The organism is Streptomyces sp. NPDC015532 (assembly GCF_043078065.1).
In the GTDB taxonomy this organism is placed as follows: domain Bacteria; phylum Actinomycetota; class Actinomycetes; order Streptomycetales; family Streptomycetaceae; genus Streptomyces.
Map to the genome: position 1 here is coordinate 155,403 of NZ_JBIBSY010000013.1, position 16,917 is coordinate 172,319.

General features: G+C 71.1%; 18 protein-coding genes, 1 pseudogene and 1 riboswitch. Of the genes and pseudogenes, 6 read left to right on the forward strand and 13 right to left on the reverse strand.

Translation table 11 applies throughout. The features are described 5' to 3' along the window. Positions 1–11 precede the first annotated feature (11 nt). Positions 12–890, forward strand: a pseudogene (locus tag ACF07B_RS31505) (SDR family NAD(P)-dependent oxidoreductase); the annotation flags it as partial. A gap of 205 nt (positions 891–1,095) precedes the next feature. Here the strand turns inward: ACF07B_RS31505 and ACF07B_RS31510 are convergent. From ACF07B_RS31510 to ACF07B_RS31530, 5 genes are all read right to left on the reverse strand, one after another. Continuing rightward, positions 1,096–2,007 (reverse strand): ATP-binding cassette domain-containing protein, encoded by a 912-nt coding sequence (locus ACF07B_RS31510; RefSeq protein WP_392181466.1) that lies wholly within the window; start codon positions 2,005–2,007, stop codon positions 1,096–1,098. A gap of 8 nt (positions 2,008–2,015) precedes the next feature. Beyond that, positions 2,016–3,083, reverse strand: coding sequence for an ABC transporter permease (locus ACF07B_RS31515; protein ID WP_392181467.1), 1,068 nt, complete (start codon positions 3,081–3,083; stop codon positions 2,016–2,018). Further along, a complete protein-coding gene (locus ACF07B_RS31520; protein WP_392181468.1) occupies positions 3,083–4,102 on the reverse strand; it encodes a sugar ABC transporter substrate-binding protein in 1,020 nt (339 codons plus the stop codon). Before ACF07B_RS31520 ends, ACF07B_RS31515 begins: the two co-directional genes overlap by 1 nt. A 176-nt stretch (positions 4,103–4,278) precedes the next feature. Next, entirely contained in the window at positions 4,279–5,763 is a 1,485-nt protein-coding gene (locus tag ACF07B_RS31525; protein WP_392181469.1) for an ATP-binding protein, read from the reverse strand. Further along, positions 5,756–6,433, reverse strand: coding sequence for a response regulator transcription factor (locus tag ACF07B_RS31530; RefSeq protein WP_369480087.1), 678 nt, complete (start codon positions 6,431–6,433; stop codon positions 5,756–5,758). The genes ACF07B_RS31525 and ACF07B_RS31530 overlap by 8 nt, the downstream gene beginning before the upstream one ends. A gap of 150 nt (positions 6,434–6,583) precedes the next feature. Here ACF07B_RS31530 and ACF07B_RS31535 point away from each other — a divergent pair, with 150 nt between their 5' ends. Then, positions 6,584–7,171, forward strand: coding sequence for a hypothetical protein (locus tag ACF07B_RS31535; RefSeq protein WP_392181470.1), 588 nt, complete (start codon positions 6,584–6,586; stop codon positions 7,169–7,171). A gap of 829 nt (positions 7,172–8,000) precedes the next feature. On the opposite strand, the gene ACF07B_RS31540 is transcribed toward ACF07B_RS31535, so the two are convergent. Together ACF07B_RS31540 and ACF07B_RS31545 are read right to left on the reverse strand one after the other, a co-directional pair. After that, positions 8,001–9,158, reverse strand: a complete 1,158-nt coding sequence (locus tag ACF07B_RS31540) for a Gfo/Idh/MocA family protein (RefSeq protein WP_392181471.1) — start codon at positions 9,156–9,158, stop codon at positions 8,001–8,003. 264 nt (positions 9,159–9,422) lie between these two features. Continuing rightward, positions 9,423–9,986, reverse strand: a complete 564-nt coding sequence (locus tag ACF07B_RS31545) for a PadR family transcriptional regulator (protein ID WP_369480090.1) — start codon at positions 9,984–9,986, stop codon at positions 9,423–9,425. An 82-nt stretch (positions 9,987–10,068) separates the two neighbouring features. Between ACF07B_RS31545 and ACF07B_RS31550 the strand changes: the two genes are divergently transcribed. Together ACF07B_RS31550 and ACF07B_RS31555 are read left to right on the forward strand one after the other, a co-directional pair. Beyond that, the gene (locus ACF07B_RS31550; protein ID WP_328455723.1) at positions 10,069–10,461 is read left to right on the forward strand and encodes a nuclear transport factor 2 family protein; all 393 of its coding nucleotides are present in this window, start codon (positions 10,069–10,071) and stop codon (positions 10,459–10,461) included. A gap of 51 nt (positions 10,462–10,512) precedes the next feature. Beyond that, entirely contained in the window at positions 10,513–10,884 is a 372-nt protein-coding gene (locus ACF07B_RS31555; protein WP_392181472.1) for a ferredoxin, read from the forward strand. A gap of 18 nt (positions 10,885–10,902) precedes the next feature. Here ACF07B_RS31555 and ACF07B_RS31560 read toward each other — a convergent pair whose 3' ends face one another. Beyond that, positions 10,903–11,490, reverse strand: coding sequence for a histidine phosphatase family protein (locus tag ACF07B_RS31560; RefSeq protein ID WP_392181473.1), 588 nt, complete (start codon positions 11,488–11,490; stop codon positions 10,903–10,905). A 204-nt stretch (positions 11,491–11,694) separates the two neighbouring features. Further along, a riboswitch (cobalamin riboswitch) is annotated at positions 11,695–11,856 on the forward strand. Between the two features lie 36 nt (positions 11,857–11,892). On the opposite strand from ACF07B_RS31560, the gene ACF07B_RS31565 reads away from it, so the two are divergent. Together ACF07B_RS31565 and ACF07B_RS31570 are read left to right on the forward strand one after the other, a co-directional pair. Continuing rightward, a complete protein-coding gene (locus tag ACF07B_RS31565) occupies positions 11,893–12,114 on the forward strand; it encodes a CbtB-domain containing protein (RefSeq protein WP_326789518.1) in 222 nt (73 codons plus the stop codon). 224 nt (positions 12,115–12,338) lie between these two features. Continuing rightward, positions 12,339–13,529, forward strand: coding sequence for an acyl-CoA dehydrogenase family protein (locus ACF07B_RS31570; protein WP_392181474.1), 1,191 nt, complete (start codon positions 12,339–12,341; stop codon positions 13,527–13,529). 120 nt (positions 13,530–13,649) lie between these two features. On the opposite strand, the gene ACF07B_RS31575 is transcribed toward ACF07B_RS31570, so the two are convergent. The 5 genes from ACF07B_RS31575 to ACF07B_RS31595 are packed head-to-tail and all read right to left on the reverse strand — an operon-like array spanning position 13,650 to position 16,894. Next, entirely contained in the window at positions 13,650–14,300 is a 651-nt protein-coding gene (locus ACF07B_RS31575; RefSeq protein ID WP_392181475.1) for a CoA transferase subunit B, read from the reverse strand. Further along, positions 14,300–15,055 (reverse strand): CoA transferase subunit A, encoded by a 756-nt coding sequence (locus ACF07B_RS31580; RefSeq protein ID WP_369480095.1) that lies wholly within the window; start codon positions 15,053–15,055, stop codon positions 14,300–14,302. The genes ACF07B_RS31575 and ACF07B_RS31580 overlap by 1 nt, the downstream gene beginning before the upstream one ends. After that, positions 15,052–15,174: a hypothetical protein gene (locus ACF07B_RS31585; protein ID WP_369480096.1), complete on the reverse strand. Its 123-nt coding sequence runs from the start codon at positions 15,172–15,174 to the stop codon at positions 15,052–15,054. Before ACF07B_RS31585 ends, ACF07B_RS31580 begins: the two co-directional genes overlap by 4 nt. After that, entirely contained in the window at positions 15,171–15,926 is a 756-nt protein-coding gene (locus tag ACF07B_RS31590; protein WP_392181476.1) for an SDR family NAD(P)-dependent oxidoreductase, read from the reverse strand. Before ACF07B_RS31590 ends, ACF07B_RS31585 begins: the two co-directional genes overlap by 4 nt. After that, entirely contained in the window at positions 15,923–16,894 is a 972-nt protein-coding gene (locus ACF07B_RS31595) for a fumarylacetoacetate hydrolase family protein (RefSeq protein WP_392181477.1), read from the reverse strand. The genes ACF07B_RS31590 and ACF07B_RS31595 overlap by 4 nt, the downstream gene beginning before the upstream one ends. Positions 16,895–16,917: the final 23 nt, after the last annotated feature.

Consider the following 16,917-nt stretch of genomic DNA (forward strand, 5'->3'; position numbering starts at 1 on the left):
GCGTGGTGGGCATGACCAACGCACGCATCGCTCTTGTCACCGGAGCCAATCAGGGGCTCGGCTTCGCGCTCGTCGAAGGGCTCGCCGCCCGGATGGCCCGCGACGACCTGGTCCTGCTCACCGGGCGCGACGCCCACCGGGTCGCCGACGCCGTCGCGCGGGTCGACGCGTCCGCGGCCACCGTGAGCCGGGTCGAGGGCCGCGTCCTCGACGTCACCGACGCGCGGGCCGTTCGGGAGCTGGCGGCCGAACTCGACGCGCGCCACGGCGGGGTGGACATCGTGGTGTCCAACGCGAGCGCCATGCTGACGCCGGACCGGTCGCAGTCCGAGCAGGCCGACGCCTTCATCGATGTCGCCAACGGAGGCGCGCACGCGGTGCTGCGTTCCTTCGGCCCCGTACTGCGCCCTGGTGGTCGGCTGATCGTCGTGGCCAGTTCGCTGGGCAGGCTGGGTCATCTCGACGCCCGGCTGCATGCGCTGTTCGACGGCTCCTCGCTCGACGAGGTGGAGGCGGCGGTCGAGTCCTGGCGGGCCGCCGTGCACGCGGGCACCGAGCGGGAACTCGGCTGGCCCCAGTGGATCAACGTACCGTCCAAGGTGGCCCAGGTCGCCGCCGTGCGGGCGCTCGCGGCCGAGCGCCAAGACGCCGACCTGGCGCGCGGCACCCTGGTCGCGGCCGTCTGCCCGGGGCTTGTGGACACCCCGCTGTCCCGCCCGTGGTTCACCGACTTCAGTCAGGCGCAGACCCCGGCGCAGGCCGCCGTCGCGATCCTCGATCTGCTGCTGCGCGAGAAGGCCGATCCGGCGCGGTACGGCGAACTGGTGCGGTTCGGGGAGGTGCTGCCGTGGCACGCGGGCCGGCCGCCACGTCACCAGGAGAGGCTTCTCGACTCGTGGAAACCGTGCGGGAACCGGCCGGGGGGGGGGGGGGGGGGGGGGGGGGGGGCCCCCCCCCCCCCCCCCCCCCCCCCGGCCCGAGCGATCCGTCCTGGGGCCGGTTGGGGTCGGTTGGGGCCGGTCGGGCGGCGGTGCGGCCGTCCGTCACCGACCGTGGTCCCTTGACGCGTCGGGGGCGGGCCGGACGGGGGGCGTGTCAAGGTGCCTCCTCGGGGGAGGCCGTTGCGGGCGCCGCGAGGTCCTCCGCCTCCGGCAGCCGCTGGACGTCGACCCCACGCACCTGCGCCAACTCGTGCTTGAGCGCGGCCAGTTCGGTGCCTCCCGCCATGTGGTCGGTGAGCTCCTCCAGGCCGACCTCGCCGCGGTCGGCGCTGAGTTCGAGCGTGCCCAGCCGCAGCACGCTGAAGTGGTCGCCGACCATGTACGCGTGGTGGGGGTTGTGGGTGATGAAGATGACGCCGAGGCCGCGGTCGCGGGCGGCGGCGATGTACTTGAGCACGACGCCGGACTGTTTGACGCCGAGTGCGGCGGTCGGTTCGTCGAGGATGAGGACGCGGGCGCCGAAGTACACCGCGCGGGCGATGGCGACGGACTGGCGCTGCCCGCCCGAGAGCGTGCCGATCGGCCGGTCGAGGTCGTCCAGGACGATGCCCATGTTGCGCAGTTCCTGGTCGGCGGTCCGCCTCATCCGCGCGATGTCGAGCCGGCGTACGGGCCAGGGGCCCTTGGTCAGTTCGGAGCCGAGGAAGAAATTCCGCCACACCGGCATCAGCGGCACCGTCGCGAGGTCCTGGTAGACGGTGGCGATGCCCTTGGCGAGGGCCTCGCGCGGGGTGCTGAACCGTACCGCCGTGCCGTCCACGAGGAACTCGCCCTCGCTGTGCTGGTGCAGCCCCGAGATGATTTTGATGAGGGTGGATTTCCCGGCGCCGTTGTCGCCCAGGACGCAGGTCACCCGGCTGGGACGGACGGTGAGGGACACGTCGTGGAGAGCGCGGATGTTGCCGTACGACTTTCCCGCTCCGCGCAGTTCCACGATGGCGGCGCCGCCGTCCTCGGTCGGGGCGTCCGGGCGGGCGCCCGCGGCCGCGGATCCGTTGTCTGCCATGGGTCGGTTCACCTCCGGGTCGCCGTGCGGCGGACCCACAGATTGACGAGCGTGGCGCCGAGCAGCATCACGCCGAGGAAGGCCTTGAACCAGTCGGGGTTCCAGCCGGCGTAGACGATGCCCTGGTTCACCATGCCGAACATGAAGGCGCCGAAGACCGGGCCGATCGCGGAGCCGTAGCCGCCGGTGAGCAGACAGCCGCCGATCACCGACGCGGCGATGTAGATGAGTTCCTGGCCGACGCCCTCGCCCGACTGCACCGTGTTGAACGAGAACAGCTCGTGCATGCCGACGAACCAGGCGCCGAAGCCGACCGCCATGAACAGCGTGATCTTGGTGAAGGTCACCGGTACGCCGACCGCGCGGGCGCTCTCCTGGTCGCCGCCGACCGCGAAGACCCAGTTGCCGTACTCGGTGCGCAGCAGCACCCAGGTGGCGAGCGCCGCGAAGACGAGCCACCACACGACCGTGATCTTCACCTGGACGCCGCCGACGCCGAACGACGAGGCGAAGATCCTCTTCGCCTGGCCGAAGCCGTCCATGTCGCTGATGTCGTCGGTGGCGACGTTGTCGGTGACCAGTTTGGTGACGGCGAGGTTGACGCCTTGCAGGATCAGGAAGGTCCCGAGCGTCACCAGGAAGCTGGGCAGCCCGGTGCGGACCATCATCCAGCCGTTGAACGCCCCGATCGCGAGCGAGAGGACGAGCGCCACCACGACACCCGCCCACACGTTCACGGTGAGCTGGTAGCTGAGCATGCTCGCCGTCAGCGCCGAGGTGATCACCGCGACGCCGGCGGACAGATCGAACTCGCCGCCGATCATCAGCAGAGCCACGGGCAGGGCCATGAGGCCGATCGTCGACGACTGGTAGAGCACGGTCGCCATGGAACTGCCGGAACGTACCGAGGGCGCCGCGATCAGGAAGAAGACGAACACGGCGGCGGCGCCGAGGAACACCCCGACCTCGGGCCGGGCGAGCAGCCGCAGCGCCAGGGGGCGCCGTGCGGTCCGCCCGTCGGCCGTACGAGGGCCGGGAGCCGGCGGCGCGGTCGCCGTCGGCCCGGCCGTGCTCATCACCGAGTGCCCTTCGAGGCGTACTTGGCGACGGCATCGACGTTGCCCTTGTCCACGAACGCCGGACCGGTGAGCACCGGCTGCTCGCCGCCACCGCTGTAGTTGCCGTTGTTCTTGTAGAGCCACAGCGAGTCGATCGCCAAGTAGCCCTGGAGGTACGGCTGCTGGTCGACGGCGAACTGGATGGTGCCCTTGCTGATGGCGCCCGTGAGTTCCTTGTTGAGGTCGAAGGTGGCGATCTTCGCCTTGCTGCCGGCTTCACTCACCGACTGCACCGCGGTCAGGGCGTACGGGGCGCCCAGCGCGACGACGTAGTCGATCGCCGGGTCCTGCTTGAGCTTCGCGGTGATCGTGGACTTCACGGACGGCATGTCGGTGCCGTTGACGTACAGGGTCGCGGTCGAGCCGCTGAAGGTCTTCTTCACGCCGTCGCATCGCTGGGTGAGGCCGACGTTGCCCTGTTCCTGGATCACGCAGACGGCCTTCTTGGCGCCCTCCGCGTTCAGCTTCTTGCCGAGCGCCTCGCCCGCGACGGTCTCGTCCTGGCCGAAGAACTCCGTCAGGCCCAGCTTCTTCCAGTCGCTCAGGCCCGAGTTGAGGCCCACGACGGGTATGCCGGCCGAAGTCGCCTTGCTCACCACGTCCTTCATGGCGTCGGGCTTGGCCAGGGTGATGGCGATGCCGTCGACCTTCTGGTCGATCGCGTTCTGCACCAGGCCGGCCTGGTCGCCCGCGTTCGGGTCGTGCGCGTAGACGAGATCGATGTTGTCCTTGGCCGCCGCGGCCTCGGCGCCCTTGCGGACGATGTCCCAGAACGTGTCGCCGGGCGCCTGGTGGGTGACCAACGCGACCGTCATCCGCGGTGTGTTCGCCTTGCCCGCGGCGCCGCCGTCCCCGCTCTCCTCGGCCTTCTTGCCGCCGGAGCCGCTGGAGCAGCCCGCCACGAGCAGTAAGGACGCGGCGGTCAGGGCGACGAGCGGGGTGATTCTCCGTGAACGGGGGTGGGACGTGCGATCCATCTCTGCAGCACCTCACTGTGCGACCGGGGCCTGTGTGTCTCCTCCCCTACATCCCCAGCATCAGGCGCATCACGCATCGAACAGGACCTGACCGCCCCGCAACACCCGTGAAAGGCCCGCGACTTGACCCTTCACGGATGTCCGAGGCGGCGGCTCTTGAGGAGTGCCACCCGTCCTCATGCCCGGGTGCCGTCAGGGAGGCGGGTGCGGAACGTGGTGCCGTCCGGGGTGTCGACGACGGTGATCGTGCCGCCGTGAAGGGCGGCGATGTCCAGAGCGATGGGCAGGCCGAGACCGGTGCCGCCGTCGTCACGGCTGCGGGCGTCGTCGAGGCGGGCGAACCGTTCGAAGATCTTCTGCCGGTCGGCCGGGGCGATCGGGGCGCCGTCGTTGGTGACGTCCAGGACGGCGTCGCCGGTCTGCGGGTCCGCTGACAGCCGCACCGTGACGGTGTGCCGGGCGTGGCGCTGGGCGTTGTCGAGAAGGTTGGTCAGCAGCCGGCCGATCCACAGGGCGTTGCCGGGAACGGTGATGTCGTCCGGGGCGTGGAGCGTGACCGGGTGGGAGTCGGTGGAGCGGACCGACACGGTGCTGCGGGCGAGTTCGGCGAGGTCGACGGGTTCGGTGGGCCGGCTCTGTCCGGTGGCGTCGAGGCGGGCCAGCAGCAGGAGGTCGGCGGAGAGGGCCTGGAGCCGCTCGGTGTCCTGGAGGGCGCCCGCCACCAGGGTGTCGCGCACTTCCGGATCGGGGTGGGTGAGGGCGACCTCCAACTGGGTGCGCAGTACCGCGAGGGGACTGCGCAGTTCGTGTGAGGCGTCGGCGATGAACTGACGCTGCCGCGTGCCCGCGGCCTCCAGCCGTTCGAGCATGGCGTTCATGGTGTCGGCGAGGCGGGCGATCTCGTCGTCGCTGCGCGGGGCGGGGACCCGGCGGTCCAGGCCGCGGTCGCCGATGGCGGCGACCTCGGCGCGGATGGCCTCGACCGGCCGCAGCGCGCGGCCGGTCGTACGCCAGGTCAGGACACCGACGGTGGAGATCAGCAGGGCGCTGAGGGCGGCGAGGGCCGCGGCGGTGATGTCCTCGGCGGCGTCGGCCGTGCGCAGTGAGGCCCCGATGTGGATGGTGACCGAGCCGGTGGGGCTGGTGGTGGTGACCGTGGTGACGCGCTGGTGGTGTTCCTCCCCAAGTGCGTCGAGGTTGTACGTCCGGTGGCCGTTGTGGGTGCCGGTCGGGGTGAGGGCGGGGCGGCCGGTGAGGTTCGGGCTCTGCGCGACGACGTTTCCCTGAGCGTCGACGACCTGGATGAAATCGGTGCCGGGCCCGAGCGCCAGCGGTTCGGGCAGGCGTCCGGCCGCGGCGAGGCGGGCGACGTCCCGGGCCTGCGCGCGGCCCCCGGTCTCCACGGTGCGTTCGAGGTTGCCCCGCAGCAGCAGCAGGACGACGGCCGACGTGGCGAGCAGGACGACGGCCACGCTCGCGCACGCGGCGAGGGTGGTGCGGGTACGCACCGAGCGCGGCGCCAGCCGACGGATCAGCGTGGCCGCACGGGGATGTCCGGTCAGGCGGCGCAGCGCGGCCCGGACCCGGTGGCGCGAGGCGGGAGCGATCCCGGGACGCCTCGGACGCTTCGGCTTCCGCGTGGTCGGATCCGGCTCAGCCACCGTCGGCCGCCAGTCGGTATCCGGCGCCTCGGACGGTCTGTACCGCCGCCCGCCCGAACGGTGTGTCGATCTTGCGGCGCAGGGCGCTGACATGGACTTCGACGGTGTTGGGGTCGCTGTCCGCACCGCTGTCCCAGACCTCGTCCAGGATCTCCCGCTTCGAGACGGCCTCCCCGGCCCGCCGGGCGAGGTGGTCCAGCACGGCGAACTCGCGCGGGGTGAGAGGGACGGACACGCCGCCGCGGGTGCAGGTGCGGGCGGCGGAGTCGACCACCAGGTCGCCCAGCACGGTGCGTCTCGGGGCCCGGGTGCCTATCCGGCGGGCCAGCGCCCGCAGGCGGGCGACGAGCACCACGAAGGAGAAGGGTTTGGACAGGTAGTCGTCGGCGCCGGTGTCCAGCGCCTCGGCCTCGTCCCACTCGCCGTCCTTGGCGGTCAGCATGAGGATGCCGACGTCGCTGCCGGTGGCCCGCAGTCGCTGGCACACCCGGTAGCCGTTGAGGCCGGGCAGCATGATGTCGAGCACGACCACGTCGTAGGCGCGCTCGGTGGCTTTGGTGAGCCCGGTCAGGCCGTCGTGGGCGACGTCCACGCTGAAGCCCTCGGCCGTCAGGCCGTGCTGGAGCGCCAGGGCCAGCCGGCGCTCGTCTTCCACCACCAGTACACGCATGCCCCCAGGGTGGCAGGTGGCCGGGCGGGGGAGGCACCAAGCTGAAGGCGCCTTCAGGTCTTCAGGAAGTCTTCAGCAGCCTCCAGCGATGCTGTGCCCGGACGACCGGGCACAGGGCCTGGACGTCTCCGGGAGATCGGGGTGGGCGCAGTGAGCGAATCTGTAGAGCCGCAGGAGCCGCAGGAACACCGGGACGAGGACGGTCCGGACACGACGGAGGCGAAGCCGGCCGGCAGGCGCAGGCTGGGCGGTCGCGGGGCGCGCTGGGCCGTGGCCGGCACGGCCGCCGTGGTGGTCATCGGCGGCGGCGTCGCCGCGGCGGCGATCCACCACCACGAGGAGGACGGCCGCGTCGAGCACAGAATGGCGCCCGCCGGCGCGCACGCGTGGCGTGACGGGTTCCGGGTCGAGTCCGAAGGCCGTGACGGGCACGACGGCTTGAAGCAGCGCGACGGGCGGATCCGCGGCGGCGAGGCCGGCTCGCTCGGCGAGGACGGCCGTGGGCTGTCGGCCGGCGAGGCTCCGGCCCCGCTGCCCTCGCTCTCCGCGGCGGACGCCGTGGACAAGGCCGCCTCCGCGGTCAAGGACGGCAAGGTCGAGTCGTTGGCGCCGGTCACGGAGCAGGGCGGCGGCCGGGCCTGGCGGATCGTGGTCGTCGGCCCCGACGGCGTACGGCATGTGGTGACCGTCGACGGCACCGGCGGCACGGTGACCGGCAACACCGTCCTGGGCGGCTGACCGGACGACCCGAGCGGCGCGGCCCGGGCCGCGCCGCACAGGCCCCGTCGCCGAGTTCGCCCGCAGCCGGGTTCGGGGCACAGTCGCCGGTATTGCGCGTCGGGCGGAGGCAGGGACTCTTCTCCGGACGGCACTGGGTCAACCTCGCCCGACGGCCCGGAGGGCTGCATCGGTCGCGGGCGGCGCCGCAGGCGCTCTGTCGCCATGCGGGGCGGCGGGTATGTACTGGGGGCTTGCCGCATCGAGGGGGAAGTATGCCGCGAACGCCAGATCCGGGAGGACCCGAGGCAGCCCAGGAGGAGGAGCCCTGGCTGGACAGTCGCGAGGTCGCCGAGCTGTGGCCGGTTCGTGAGGAGTGGCTGCGGGGCGCCGCTGGTCGTGCGGATGTCCGCGTCCGCCGGTACGGCGGGGAGAGTCGGGGCACGTACGGGGCGGCGCCGACGTTTTACTCCTATCACCCAGGGGACGTGCGACGGGCCGCGACGGCTATCGCCGAAGGCCGCGTCGACCTGCCGTCGGTCTGGCGCACGGACACTCCCGACGGTCGGCGGGCGGAACACTGGAGCAGATTCCGATTCCGTCTCACCTGCGGGGTCATCCTGGCCTGTGCCCTCCTTCTCCTGGGGTTGGCGATCTACGCCATGGTGTCCTGAGCCCTGAGCCCTGAGCCCTGAGCCCTGAGCCCTGAGCCCTGAGCCCTGAGCCCTGAGCCCTGAGCCCTGAGCCCTGAGCCGGCGGGCAGCGGGCAGAGGGTCCAGGTCGGTCGCTATGCCGCCCGGCATCCGGGGCCGCCTGGGCCGAGCGACTGTCCGGCGACGGGCCCGGCGGGTTACGACTCCAGCGTCACCCACGTCCCCGACGCCGCCGAGCGAGCCATCGCGTCCAGCACCGTCGCGCTACGGACCGCGTCGACCAGCGTGGCGCCGTACGGTCGGTCGTCGGCGATGGACCGGAGAAAGGTGTGCGCCTCGATGACCTTGAGGTCGTCGTAGCCCATGCTGTTCGCCGCCCCCGGCTGGAACGCGGCGTAGTCACCGGCCTCCGGACCGACGTACACGGTGCTGACCGGCTGGTCCTGGTACGACGTGCCCCGGCTGACGCCGAGTTCGCCCATCCGGCGGAAGTCCCAGAACACCGCGCCCTTGGTGCCGTGGATCTCGAACCCGTAGCTGTTCTGCTCACCCACCGAGACCCGGCACGCCTCCAGGACGCCGCGCGCGCCGGAGACGAAGCGCAGCAGGCAGTTGACGTAGTCCTCGTTCTCCACGGGCGCCGGTTCGCCGCCCGCGGCGTGCTCGTGCCCCTCGGTCGCGCCGGCCGGCCGGGCCCGCAGCGGCACGAACACCGCCGTGTCCGCCGCCAGTGCCTCGATCTCGCCCAGCAGGAAACGGGCCAGGTCGACGCCGTGCGAGGCCAGGTCTCCGAGGACACCGCTGCCCCCGCGCTCCCGCTCGTAGCGCCAGGTCAGCGCGCCCTCCGGATGGGCCGCGTAGTCGCTGAGGAGACGGACGCGCATGTGCGTCACGTCCCCGATGTCGCCGGAGGTGATCAGCTCGCGGGCCGCCACGACGGCGGGGGCGCCCCGGTAGTTGAAGCCGACCGTGCCCCGTACCCCGGCCTCGGCCACCGCGCCCGACACCGCCCGGGCGTCGTCGGCGGTGAGCCCCACCGGCTTCTCGATCCAGATGTGCTTGCCGGCCCGGGCCATGGCCACACCGATCTCACGGTGCAGGAAGTTCGGCGCGGTGATGCTCACGGCCTCCACGCGCGGATCGGCGGCGATCTCCCGCCAGTCACGTACGGCGCCGGCGAAGCCGTACCGCGCGGCGGCCTCCTCGGCGCGGCCTGGCACCTCGTCGGCGACGGTGACCGGTTCGGGACGCAGGGCGAGCCGCGGGAAGTGGTGGAGTACGCGGGCGTACGCCTGCGTGTGCACCCGCCCCATCCAGCCGAACCCCACGACAGCGACACCGAGCGCACGCACCACGATCGCCCTCCTTGGAACCGCACCGCACCGAAACCGTCCGCACCGAAACCGTCCGCACCGGAACCGCCCGCACAGGACCCGACCCCTCCGCACCGAAGCACGACTCGATCCCGCCGAACCGGAGTCATTCCCGCCGAACCGCGGTCCTTCACATCGACCCGGGCCGGACCTGACCGACCGGAACCAGGCCGGACCTGACCGACCGGAATCAGGCCGATCCGGTCCGATCCGGCCCGTGACCAGGCTAGTGCGATGTGGCCCTGCTCAGCCCGCGACCGACGCCCGCTGTTCCAGGACCCGCAGGGCCCGCTCGGCCCATTCGATGATCGCCTGCTCGAAGGCGCGTCCCCCCAGGAGAGTGAGATACGGGCCGACGCGCTCCGCCCCCGCGAGGTACTCCTCCTCGGTGCGCCCGTCGAGCAGGCGGGCGCCGATCCGCTCGTAGTGCGCCAGCTTGGCGCGCGACCACTCCAGCCGCTCGGCGATCGCCACGCGGACGGCAGCGGCGTCCCCCATGTCGAGTGCGTACACCTTGACCATCAGCTCGTCGCGGATCGCGGTGGGTTTCGCGGGCCCGGAGGTGAAGGAGGCCAGCGCTTCGAGCCCCGCCTCGGTCAGCGAGAAGACCCGCTTGTTGGGCCGCCGTTCCTGCTGCACGAGCCGGGCCTCGATGAGCCCCTCGGACTCCATCCGGTCGAGCTCCCGGTACAGCTGCTGCGGGGTCGCCATCCAGAAGTTGGCCACCGAGGCGTCGAATCCCTTGGCCAGGTCGTAGCCCGACGCCTCGCCCTCCAGGAGCGAGGCCAGTACCGCGTTGCGCAATGCCATCCCGCAAGGCTAGACGGCCCCCGCCCACAGGACTAATCTTATCCGCACCTAATCAATTAATTGAGTATGAGAGGTGGTCGCAATGAACTCCTTCCGCAAGGCCGTGGAGGCAGGAGACCTCGGCGCGGTCGAGGAGCTGCTGGCCGACGATGTCGTGTTCACCAGCCCCGTCGCCTTCAAGCCCTACCCGGGCAAGCCGATCACCGCCGCCATCCTGCGCGGCGTCTGGCGTGTCTTCAGCGACTTCCGCTACGTCCGTGAGATTGCCGGGGCCGACGGCCGCGACCACGCGTTGGTCTTCACGGCCAAGGTCGGCGACAAGGAGATCAACGGCTGCGACTTCCTGCACTTCGACGAGGACGGACGCATCGACGAACTCATGGTGATGGTGCGCCCGTTGTCGGCGGCTCAGGCGCTCTCCGAGGCCATGGGGGCGCAGTTCGAGCAGATCTCCCGGGAGGCGGCCGGCGCGTGAGGGCCCGGACTCGCACTGTTTGAACCGACTCCCTCCGGCAACCCGGCTGGTGTGACGACGACTTCACAGCAGGAGCTCTTCCGGTTCCTTGAGGACCGTTTCGAGTGTGCCCGGGCCTGTTCCGAATGCGCCAGGAGTTCCGCGCTGCGCGCGAGCCTCATGAATCCCGACGGGCCGAAGAAGCAGGAGGCCGCGCGGCGTTCGGGCATCCTGTGCGCGGAGGTGTGCGAGGCGACCTGCCATGTGCTGTCCCGTCACCCGGGGCAGAGCGAGCGGGATGTCCGCGCTCAGCTGGAGTGGTGCAGGGACGTCTGCCTGGAGTGCGCCGAGGCCTTCGACGCGTGCCCCGGGTCGGAGGCCGCCGCGCGGAAATGTCGTGAATGCGCCCGGTCGTGCACGGACTTCATCGCCATGCTGCGCTGAGCCCGTACGCCGTCCGGGTCAGGCCTGTCCGGCGAGCGGGCGTCCGGCGCGGACGTTCCAGCGTCCCGCGCGCCCGCTCAACTCCGTGACGGTGAGCGGCGGCACGTCCACGCGCCAGAACGCCGCCTCTGGTGCCCCCAACGCCCTTACCACCAGGGCTCGTACGACCTCGGGCTCCACCACGGCGACGGTTCGGCCGTCGAGACCCGCCGCCCTGTCGAGGCGTTCCGCCACCCGGTCGCAGAACGCCCGCACCGACTCGCCGTCGTGCGGCGCCGACGCGGGATCGGCGAGCCAGCGCGCCACCGCCTCCGGCTCCTTCGCGCTCACCTCGGCCAGTGTCGCCCCGCGCCAGCGGCCCACATCGAGAGGGGCCAACTCCGCCGTCTCGACGCCGCCTTCGAGCCCGAGTGCCTCCGCGGTCTGGCGGCATCGCGTGGTGGGGGAGACCCACAGCCGGGCGCCCGCCGGAACGGCACCCGCGTCGGCCGCCGACCGGGCGGCCCGCAGGCTCGACGCGTCCACCGGACTACCGCCGTCGTCGAAGCGGGCCTCGCGCAGCGCCTCGCCGATCGCCGCGGAGATCAAGAACACTCGGCTGGTCATGCCATCACTCTCGTGTGTCGTGGACCCGGCTCGTGCCGGGCTCGTGCTGTAGGGGCCGGGCTCGTGTGGACGGGCCTGGGGCGTGCGTCGTGGACCGTGACCCGGAGCCGAACACCCCGGCCCGGCAGGGCGGTTGTCGCCGCCAGGCCATGCTCCATGAGCGGTGGGGCGCGCAGAGCGCCGGGGCGTGCGCCCTTGGCCGGGATACGGCTTCGCGGTACGGTCACGTGGATATTGACGACGGTTCGGCGGAAGCCCGGTGGAAATCCGGCACGGTCGCGCCACTGTAAGCCCGGCACCTGTCACTCCCGCCAGGGGTGACGGACACGGGCAAGTCAGACCCGTGGCTGTCGTCCTGTGCACCACCGAGACGGGACGCGAGTTCCCCAGGAGGTTCTGCCCATGGCGCAGTCCGTCGTTCAGCCGACCGTCACCCCCACCGCCGTACCCGCCAAGCTGCCGATCGGTGCGATCGCCCCCTGGGCGGCGTTCTTCGGCATCCTGATGCTGGTCCTGCTCTACTTCGTCGGCGCCGAACAGGGCGCCACCTCCCTCGTCTCCGGCGAGAACGTCCACGAATGGGTCCACGACGCCCGTCACCTGCTCGGTTTCCCCTGCCACTGACGGCGGCAGGGAACGTACGAGCCACGATATTCCCGCGACGGCCTGGGAAACCCGGCCCGCACGAGGGGGCGGTGCCCGCACGACCGGGCACCGCCCCCTCGCATGAGAGGGCGCGCCCGGCCACACACCACCGCCCCGGCGTCCGCGTCATCGCCATTCCCAATTTCTGAAACACGTTCTACGGTGTGCGCCGTCAGGTCGGGCCCGGGGAGGCAGGAGGCGCCGTGCATCTCGAATACACGCCGGAGCAGCAACGGTTGCGGACCGAACTTCGTCTCTACTTCGCCGAGTTGGTGCCGGACAACGCGTACGCGCGCTACGCGGATCCGGGGGCGCAGAAGCGCTTCTACCGCGAGACGATCCGACGGCTCGGCGCGGACGGCTGGCTCGGGGTCGGCTGGCCCAAGGAGTACGGCGGGCGGGGCCTGAGCCCGATGGAGCAGTTCATCTTCTTCGACGAGGCGGCCCAGGCCGGGGTGCCGCTGCCGCTGATGGCGCTCAACACCGTGGGGCCGACGATCATGCGGTTCGGCACGGAGGAACAGAAGTCGTACTTCCTGCCGAAGGTCCTCTCCGGCGAGATCGACTTCGCGATCGGCTACAGCGAGCCCGGCGCCGGGACGGACCTCGCCGCGCTGCGGACCAGGGCCGTGCGGGAGGGCGACGAGGAGACCGGCCACTACACCGTCGACGGCCAGAAGATCTGGACGACCAACGGCGACACGGCCGACTGGGTGTGGCTCGCGGTCCGCACCGATCCGGACGCCCCGCCGCACAAGGGCATCACCATGCTCCTCGTGCCGACTTCCGACCCCGGCTACTCGTGCACCGTCATCAACACGCTCGCCTCGCACGACACCACCGCCAGCTACTACGAGAACATCCGGGTCCCCGCCACGCGCCGGGTCGGCGAGGAGAACAAGGGCTGGCGGCTGATCACCAACCAGCTCAACCACGAACGCGTCACCCTCGCCGCGCACGGCACCATGGCCATCCGCGCCCTGCACGACGTCCAGCGCTGGGCCATGGGGACCAAGCTCGCCGACGGCCGCCGCGTCGTCGACCTCCCCTGGGTGCGCCGCCTCCTGGCCCGTACGCACACCAGGCTGGACGCCATGAAGCTCCTCAACTGGCGCATGGTGAACGCCGTCCAGGAGGGCACCCTCACCCCGCAGGACGCCTCCGCGGTCAAGGTGTACGGCTCCGAGGCGCGCCGGGACGCGTACGCCTGGCTGATGGAGATCGTCGCCGTCCCCGGTGTCCTCAAGGAGGGCTCCGCCGGCACCGTCCTGCACGGCGAACTCGAACGCGGCTACCGATCGGCGGTGATCTTCACCTTCGGTGGCGGCAACAACGAGATCCAGCGGGAGATCATCTCCTGGATCGGACTGGGGATGCCCCGGGTTCGGCGCTAGCGCGTTGTGACCAGGCACGATGTGTCCGGCCACTCGCCTGTCTACGTACTGCCAGGAGCCAGGAGCCAGGAGCCAGGAGCCAGGAGCGTGGAGCCAGGAGAAAGAGACGAGCAGTTTGCGTCAGCAGACAGTTGTGGTGCTGTCCACACGAAGCGGAGCATCCGTGCGGGCAGTGATGTCCTCGATCGTGACGCCGGGGGCGGTCTCGACGAGGGCGAGGCCGTCCGGGGTGATGTCGAGGACGCCGAGGTCGGTGATCACGCGGTGCACGCACTGTTCTCCCGTGAGCGGGAGGGTGCATTCCTTGAGGATCTTGGGGCTGCCGTCCCTGGCGGTGTGTTCCATGAGGACGATGACCCGGCGGGCGCCGTGGACGAGATCCATGGCTCCGCCCATGCCTTTGACCATCTTGCCGGGGATCATCCAGTTGGCGAGGTCGCCCCCTGCCGAGATCTGCAGGGCACCCAGCACGGCTGTGTCGATGTGGCCGCCTCGGATCATGCCGAAGGAGAGGGCGGAGTCGAAGAAGCTCGCGCCGGGCAGGACGGTGACGGTCTCCTTGCCCGCGTTGATGAGGTCGGGATCGACCTCCGTTTCCGTGGGGTAGGGGCCTGTCCCGAGGATGCCGTTCTCGGAGTGCAGGACCACATGCACGCCGGCCGGCAGGTGACCGGGGATCAGCGTGGGAAGGCCGATGCCCAGGTTGACGTAGGAGCCGTCGGTGAGTTCGGCGGCGGCGCGGGCGGCCATCTGGTCGCGGGTCCAGGCCATCAGGAACGTACCGTCCTCTTCTCGATCTTCTTGTCGGCGGCTTCCTCGGCAGTGAGCGCCACGATCCGCTGGACGTAGATGCCGGGCAGGTGGATGTCGTCGGGGCGCAGCTCGCCCGGCTCGGCGAGTTCCTCGACCTCGGCGATCGTGATGCGGCCGGCCATCGCGGCCAGCGGGTTGAAGTTGGCTGCGGCTTTCCGGAAGACGAGATTGCCGTGACGGTCGCCGCGCCAGGCCCGTACGAGGGCGAAGTCGGTGATGATGCCGTGTTCCAGAACGTGTGCGCGGCCCCCGAAGTCGCGGGTCTCCTTGGGCGGGGAGGCCACGGCGACCGAGCCATCGGGCCCATGCCGCCAGGGCAGTCCGCCCTGGGCGACCTGCGTACCGACGCCTGCCGGGGTGTAGAAGGCCGGGATACCGGCGCCGCCGGCCCGCAGGCGCTCGGCCAGAGTGCCCTGTGGCACCAGTTCGACCTCGAGCTCTCCGGACAGGTATTGCCGGGCGAACTCCTTGTTCTCGCCAACGTAAGAGCCGGTGACCCGGCTGATGCGGCTCGCGGCGAGGAGGATGCCGAGGCCGCGGTCGTCGACGCCACAGTTGTTCGAGATGACCTTCAGGTCGCTGGCGCCGTGTACGTACAGGGCGCGGATGAGGACATCGGGTACGCCACTGAGGCCGAAGCCGCCGACAGACAGCGAGGCGCCGTCGGGGATGTCGGCGACCGCTTCCGTGGCGCTCGCTCGGACCTTGTTCATGCTGAGGGAGTCCTTTCAGGGCTCGCGCCGGGCAGGACGGTGGACCAGCCACCGTCGATGACGTCCAAGGGGCCGGCGGTCCCGGAGATCAGGGCCACCTTGCCGTCGAGCCGCTTCACGCGCCGGCCTCCCCGAGGAGGGCGTCCGACACGGACTTCACACCGCCGTGCGCGGTCAGGCCGCCGTCGACGGCGATCTCCGCGCCGGTGATGAAGGAGGATTCGTTCGACAGGAGGAAGACGACCAGCGGGGCCACCTCGGCCGCGGTGCCCGTGCGCCCGAGCGGGGTCTCGCGGATGTTGGCTTCGCGGAAGGCCGGTGCGGCGGAGGCGGTCATCTCGGTCTCGATGTAGCCGGGGTGGATCGTGTTGACGCGGATGCCGCGTGGGCCGAGTTCCGTGGCCGCGGTCTTCGACAGGCCGCGCAGGGCCCATTTGCTGGTCGTGTAGGCGACCGGGTAGTGAGCGGTGAGGGCCGCCGAGGAACCGACGTTCACGATGGATGAGCCGGGCGGCATGAGCGGGGCGAGGTGCTGGATGCCGAGCAGCGGGCCGGTCACGTTGACCGCGTGGACCCGTGCCAGGTCGTCTGGGCGCACGTCGCCGATGCGGGCGCGCCAGGTGATGCCGGCGTTGTTCACCAGGCCGTGTACCTGCCCGTACGCCTCCTTGAGCTCGGCGGACAGTTCCGCCCAGTCCTTCTCACTGGTGACGTCGAGGCGACGACAATTCTCGGCGGATGCGATGTCGGTGGCGATGACGCGCGCTCCCTCCCGCACCAGTGCCTCGGCCTCGGCGGCCCCCTGGCCCCGGGCCGCTCCGGTGACCACGACGACCTTGCCGAGCAGCCTCTTGGGGTGCCGGTCGCTCATGGCCTCTCCCGTGAGCGGCGTCGGCCGGCGGGGAGTGCGATGGGTTCGGTGCCGGGAGCGACGGTGTTGGACACGGTGCCGATGCCCTCGACCGTGAGCGTGACGGTGTCGCCCGGTTTGAGCGGGGGCGGGGTCTGTTCTCCGCGTACGCCCCACAGTTCGGCGAGGCAGCCGCCGTTTCCGCAGGTGCCGGAGCCGAGCACGTCGCCCGGGACGACCCGGGTGCCGCGGGAGGCGTACGCGACCATTTCCTCGAACGTCCAGCTCATGTTGGACAGCAGATCCCTGCCGACGACCTCACCGTTGACTTCGGCGGTGAGGGCCAGCCTCAGGAAGCCGTCGTCGTCCCGATACCGCTCGAGCTCGTCGGCGGTGACCAGGTACGGGCCGAGGGTGGTGGCGGTGTCCTTTCCCTTGCACGGGCCGAGACCCACCTTCATCTCGGCGGACTGAAGGTCCCGTGCGGACCAGTCGTTGAAGACCGTGTAGCCGATGATGTGGTCGCGTGCCTGGTCGGGAGTGAGGTCGCGGCCTTCGCGGCCGATGACCGCGGCAACCTCCAGCTCGAAGTCCAGGACGGCGGAGCCCGGCGGCATCGGAATGTCGTCGCCGGACGGGTAGATGGCGTGCGGGTTGGTGAAGTAGAAGGTGGGCGCGGCGTACCACTGTTCGGGCACGCCGCCTGTTCCCTCCACCGAGCGGCGTACGCCCTCGACATGCTCCTCGAACGTGACGAAGTCCCGTACGGAGGCGGGCCGAAGCGGTGGCAGCAGGCGTACCTGGGAGACGTGCGGGCCGGCCGGGACGTCGAGGGTGGCGGCACCGAGATCGAGGAGTGCCGGGAGACCGTTCCCGGTGCCGATGATCTCGGTCAACGAACGGACGCCGGGCACGGGATACAGCACGCCATCGTCGTCGAGGACGGCAACGCGCAGCTGATGCCGGTGTTCGTAGGAGGCGAAGCGCATGAGCAGCTCCTGGCTGGGGCTGG

Bases quoted from the DNA above. Each gene is read 5' to 3' on its own strand.
- ACF07B_RS31530 (WP_369480087.1), bottom strand. From the start codon at position 6,433: ATGCGTGTACTGGTGGTGGAAGACGAGCGCCGGCTGGCCCTGGCGCTC.
- ACF07B_RS31545 (WP_369480090.1), bottom strand. From the start codon at position 9,986: ATGGCATTGCGCAACGCGGTACTGGCCTCGCTCCTGGAGGGCGAGGCG.
- ACF07B_RS31575 (WP_392181475.1), bottom strand. From the start codon at position 14,300: ATGGCCTGGACCCGCGACCAGATGGCCGCCCGCGCCGCCGCCGAACTC.
- ACF07B_RS31550 (WP_328455723.1), top strand. From the start codon at position 10,069: ATGAACTCCTTCCGCAAGGCCGTGGAGGCAGGAGACCTCGGCGCGGTC.
- ACF07B_RS31590 (WP_392181476.1), bottom strand. From the start codon at position 15,926: ATGAGCGACCGGCACCCCAAGAGGCTGCTCGGCAAGGTCGTCGTGGTC.
- ACF07B_RS31560 (WP_392181473.1), bottom strand. From the start codon at position 11,490: ATGACCAGCCGAGTGTTCTTGATCTCCGCGGCGATCGGCGAGGCGCTG.
- ACF07B_RS31565 (WP_326789518.1), top strand. From the start codon at position 11,893: ATGGCGCAGTCCGTCGTTCAGCCGACCGTCACCCCCACCGCCGTACCC.
- ACF07B_RS31520 (WP_392181468.1), bottom strand. From the start codon at position 4,102: ATGGATCGCACGTCCCACCCCCGTTCACGGAGAATCACCCCGCTCGTC.
- ACF07B_RS31580 (WP_369480095.1), bottom strand. From the start codon at position 15,055: ATGAACAAGGTCCGAGCGAGCGCCACGGAAGCGGTCGCCGACATCCCC.
- ACF07B_RS31515 (WP_392181467.1), bottom strand. From the start codon at position 3,083: ATGAGCACGGCCGGGCCGACGGCGACCGCGCCGCCGGCTCCCGGCCCT.
- ACF07B_RS31595 (WP_392181477.1), bottom strand. From the start codon at position 16,894: ATGCGCTTCGCCTCCTACGAACACCGGCATCAGCTGCGCGTTGCCGTC.
- ACF07B_RS31510 (WP_392181466.1), bottom strand. From the start codon at position 2,007: ATGGCAGACAACGGATCCGCGGCCGCGGGCGCCCGCCCGGACGCCCCG.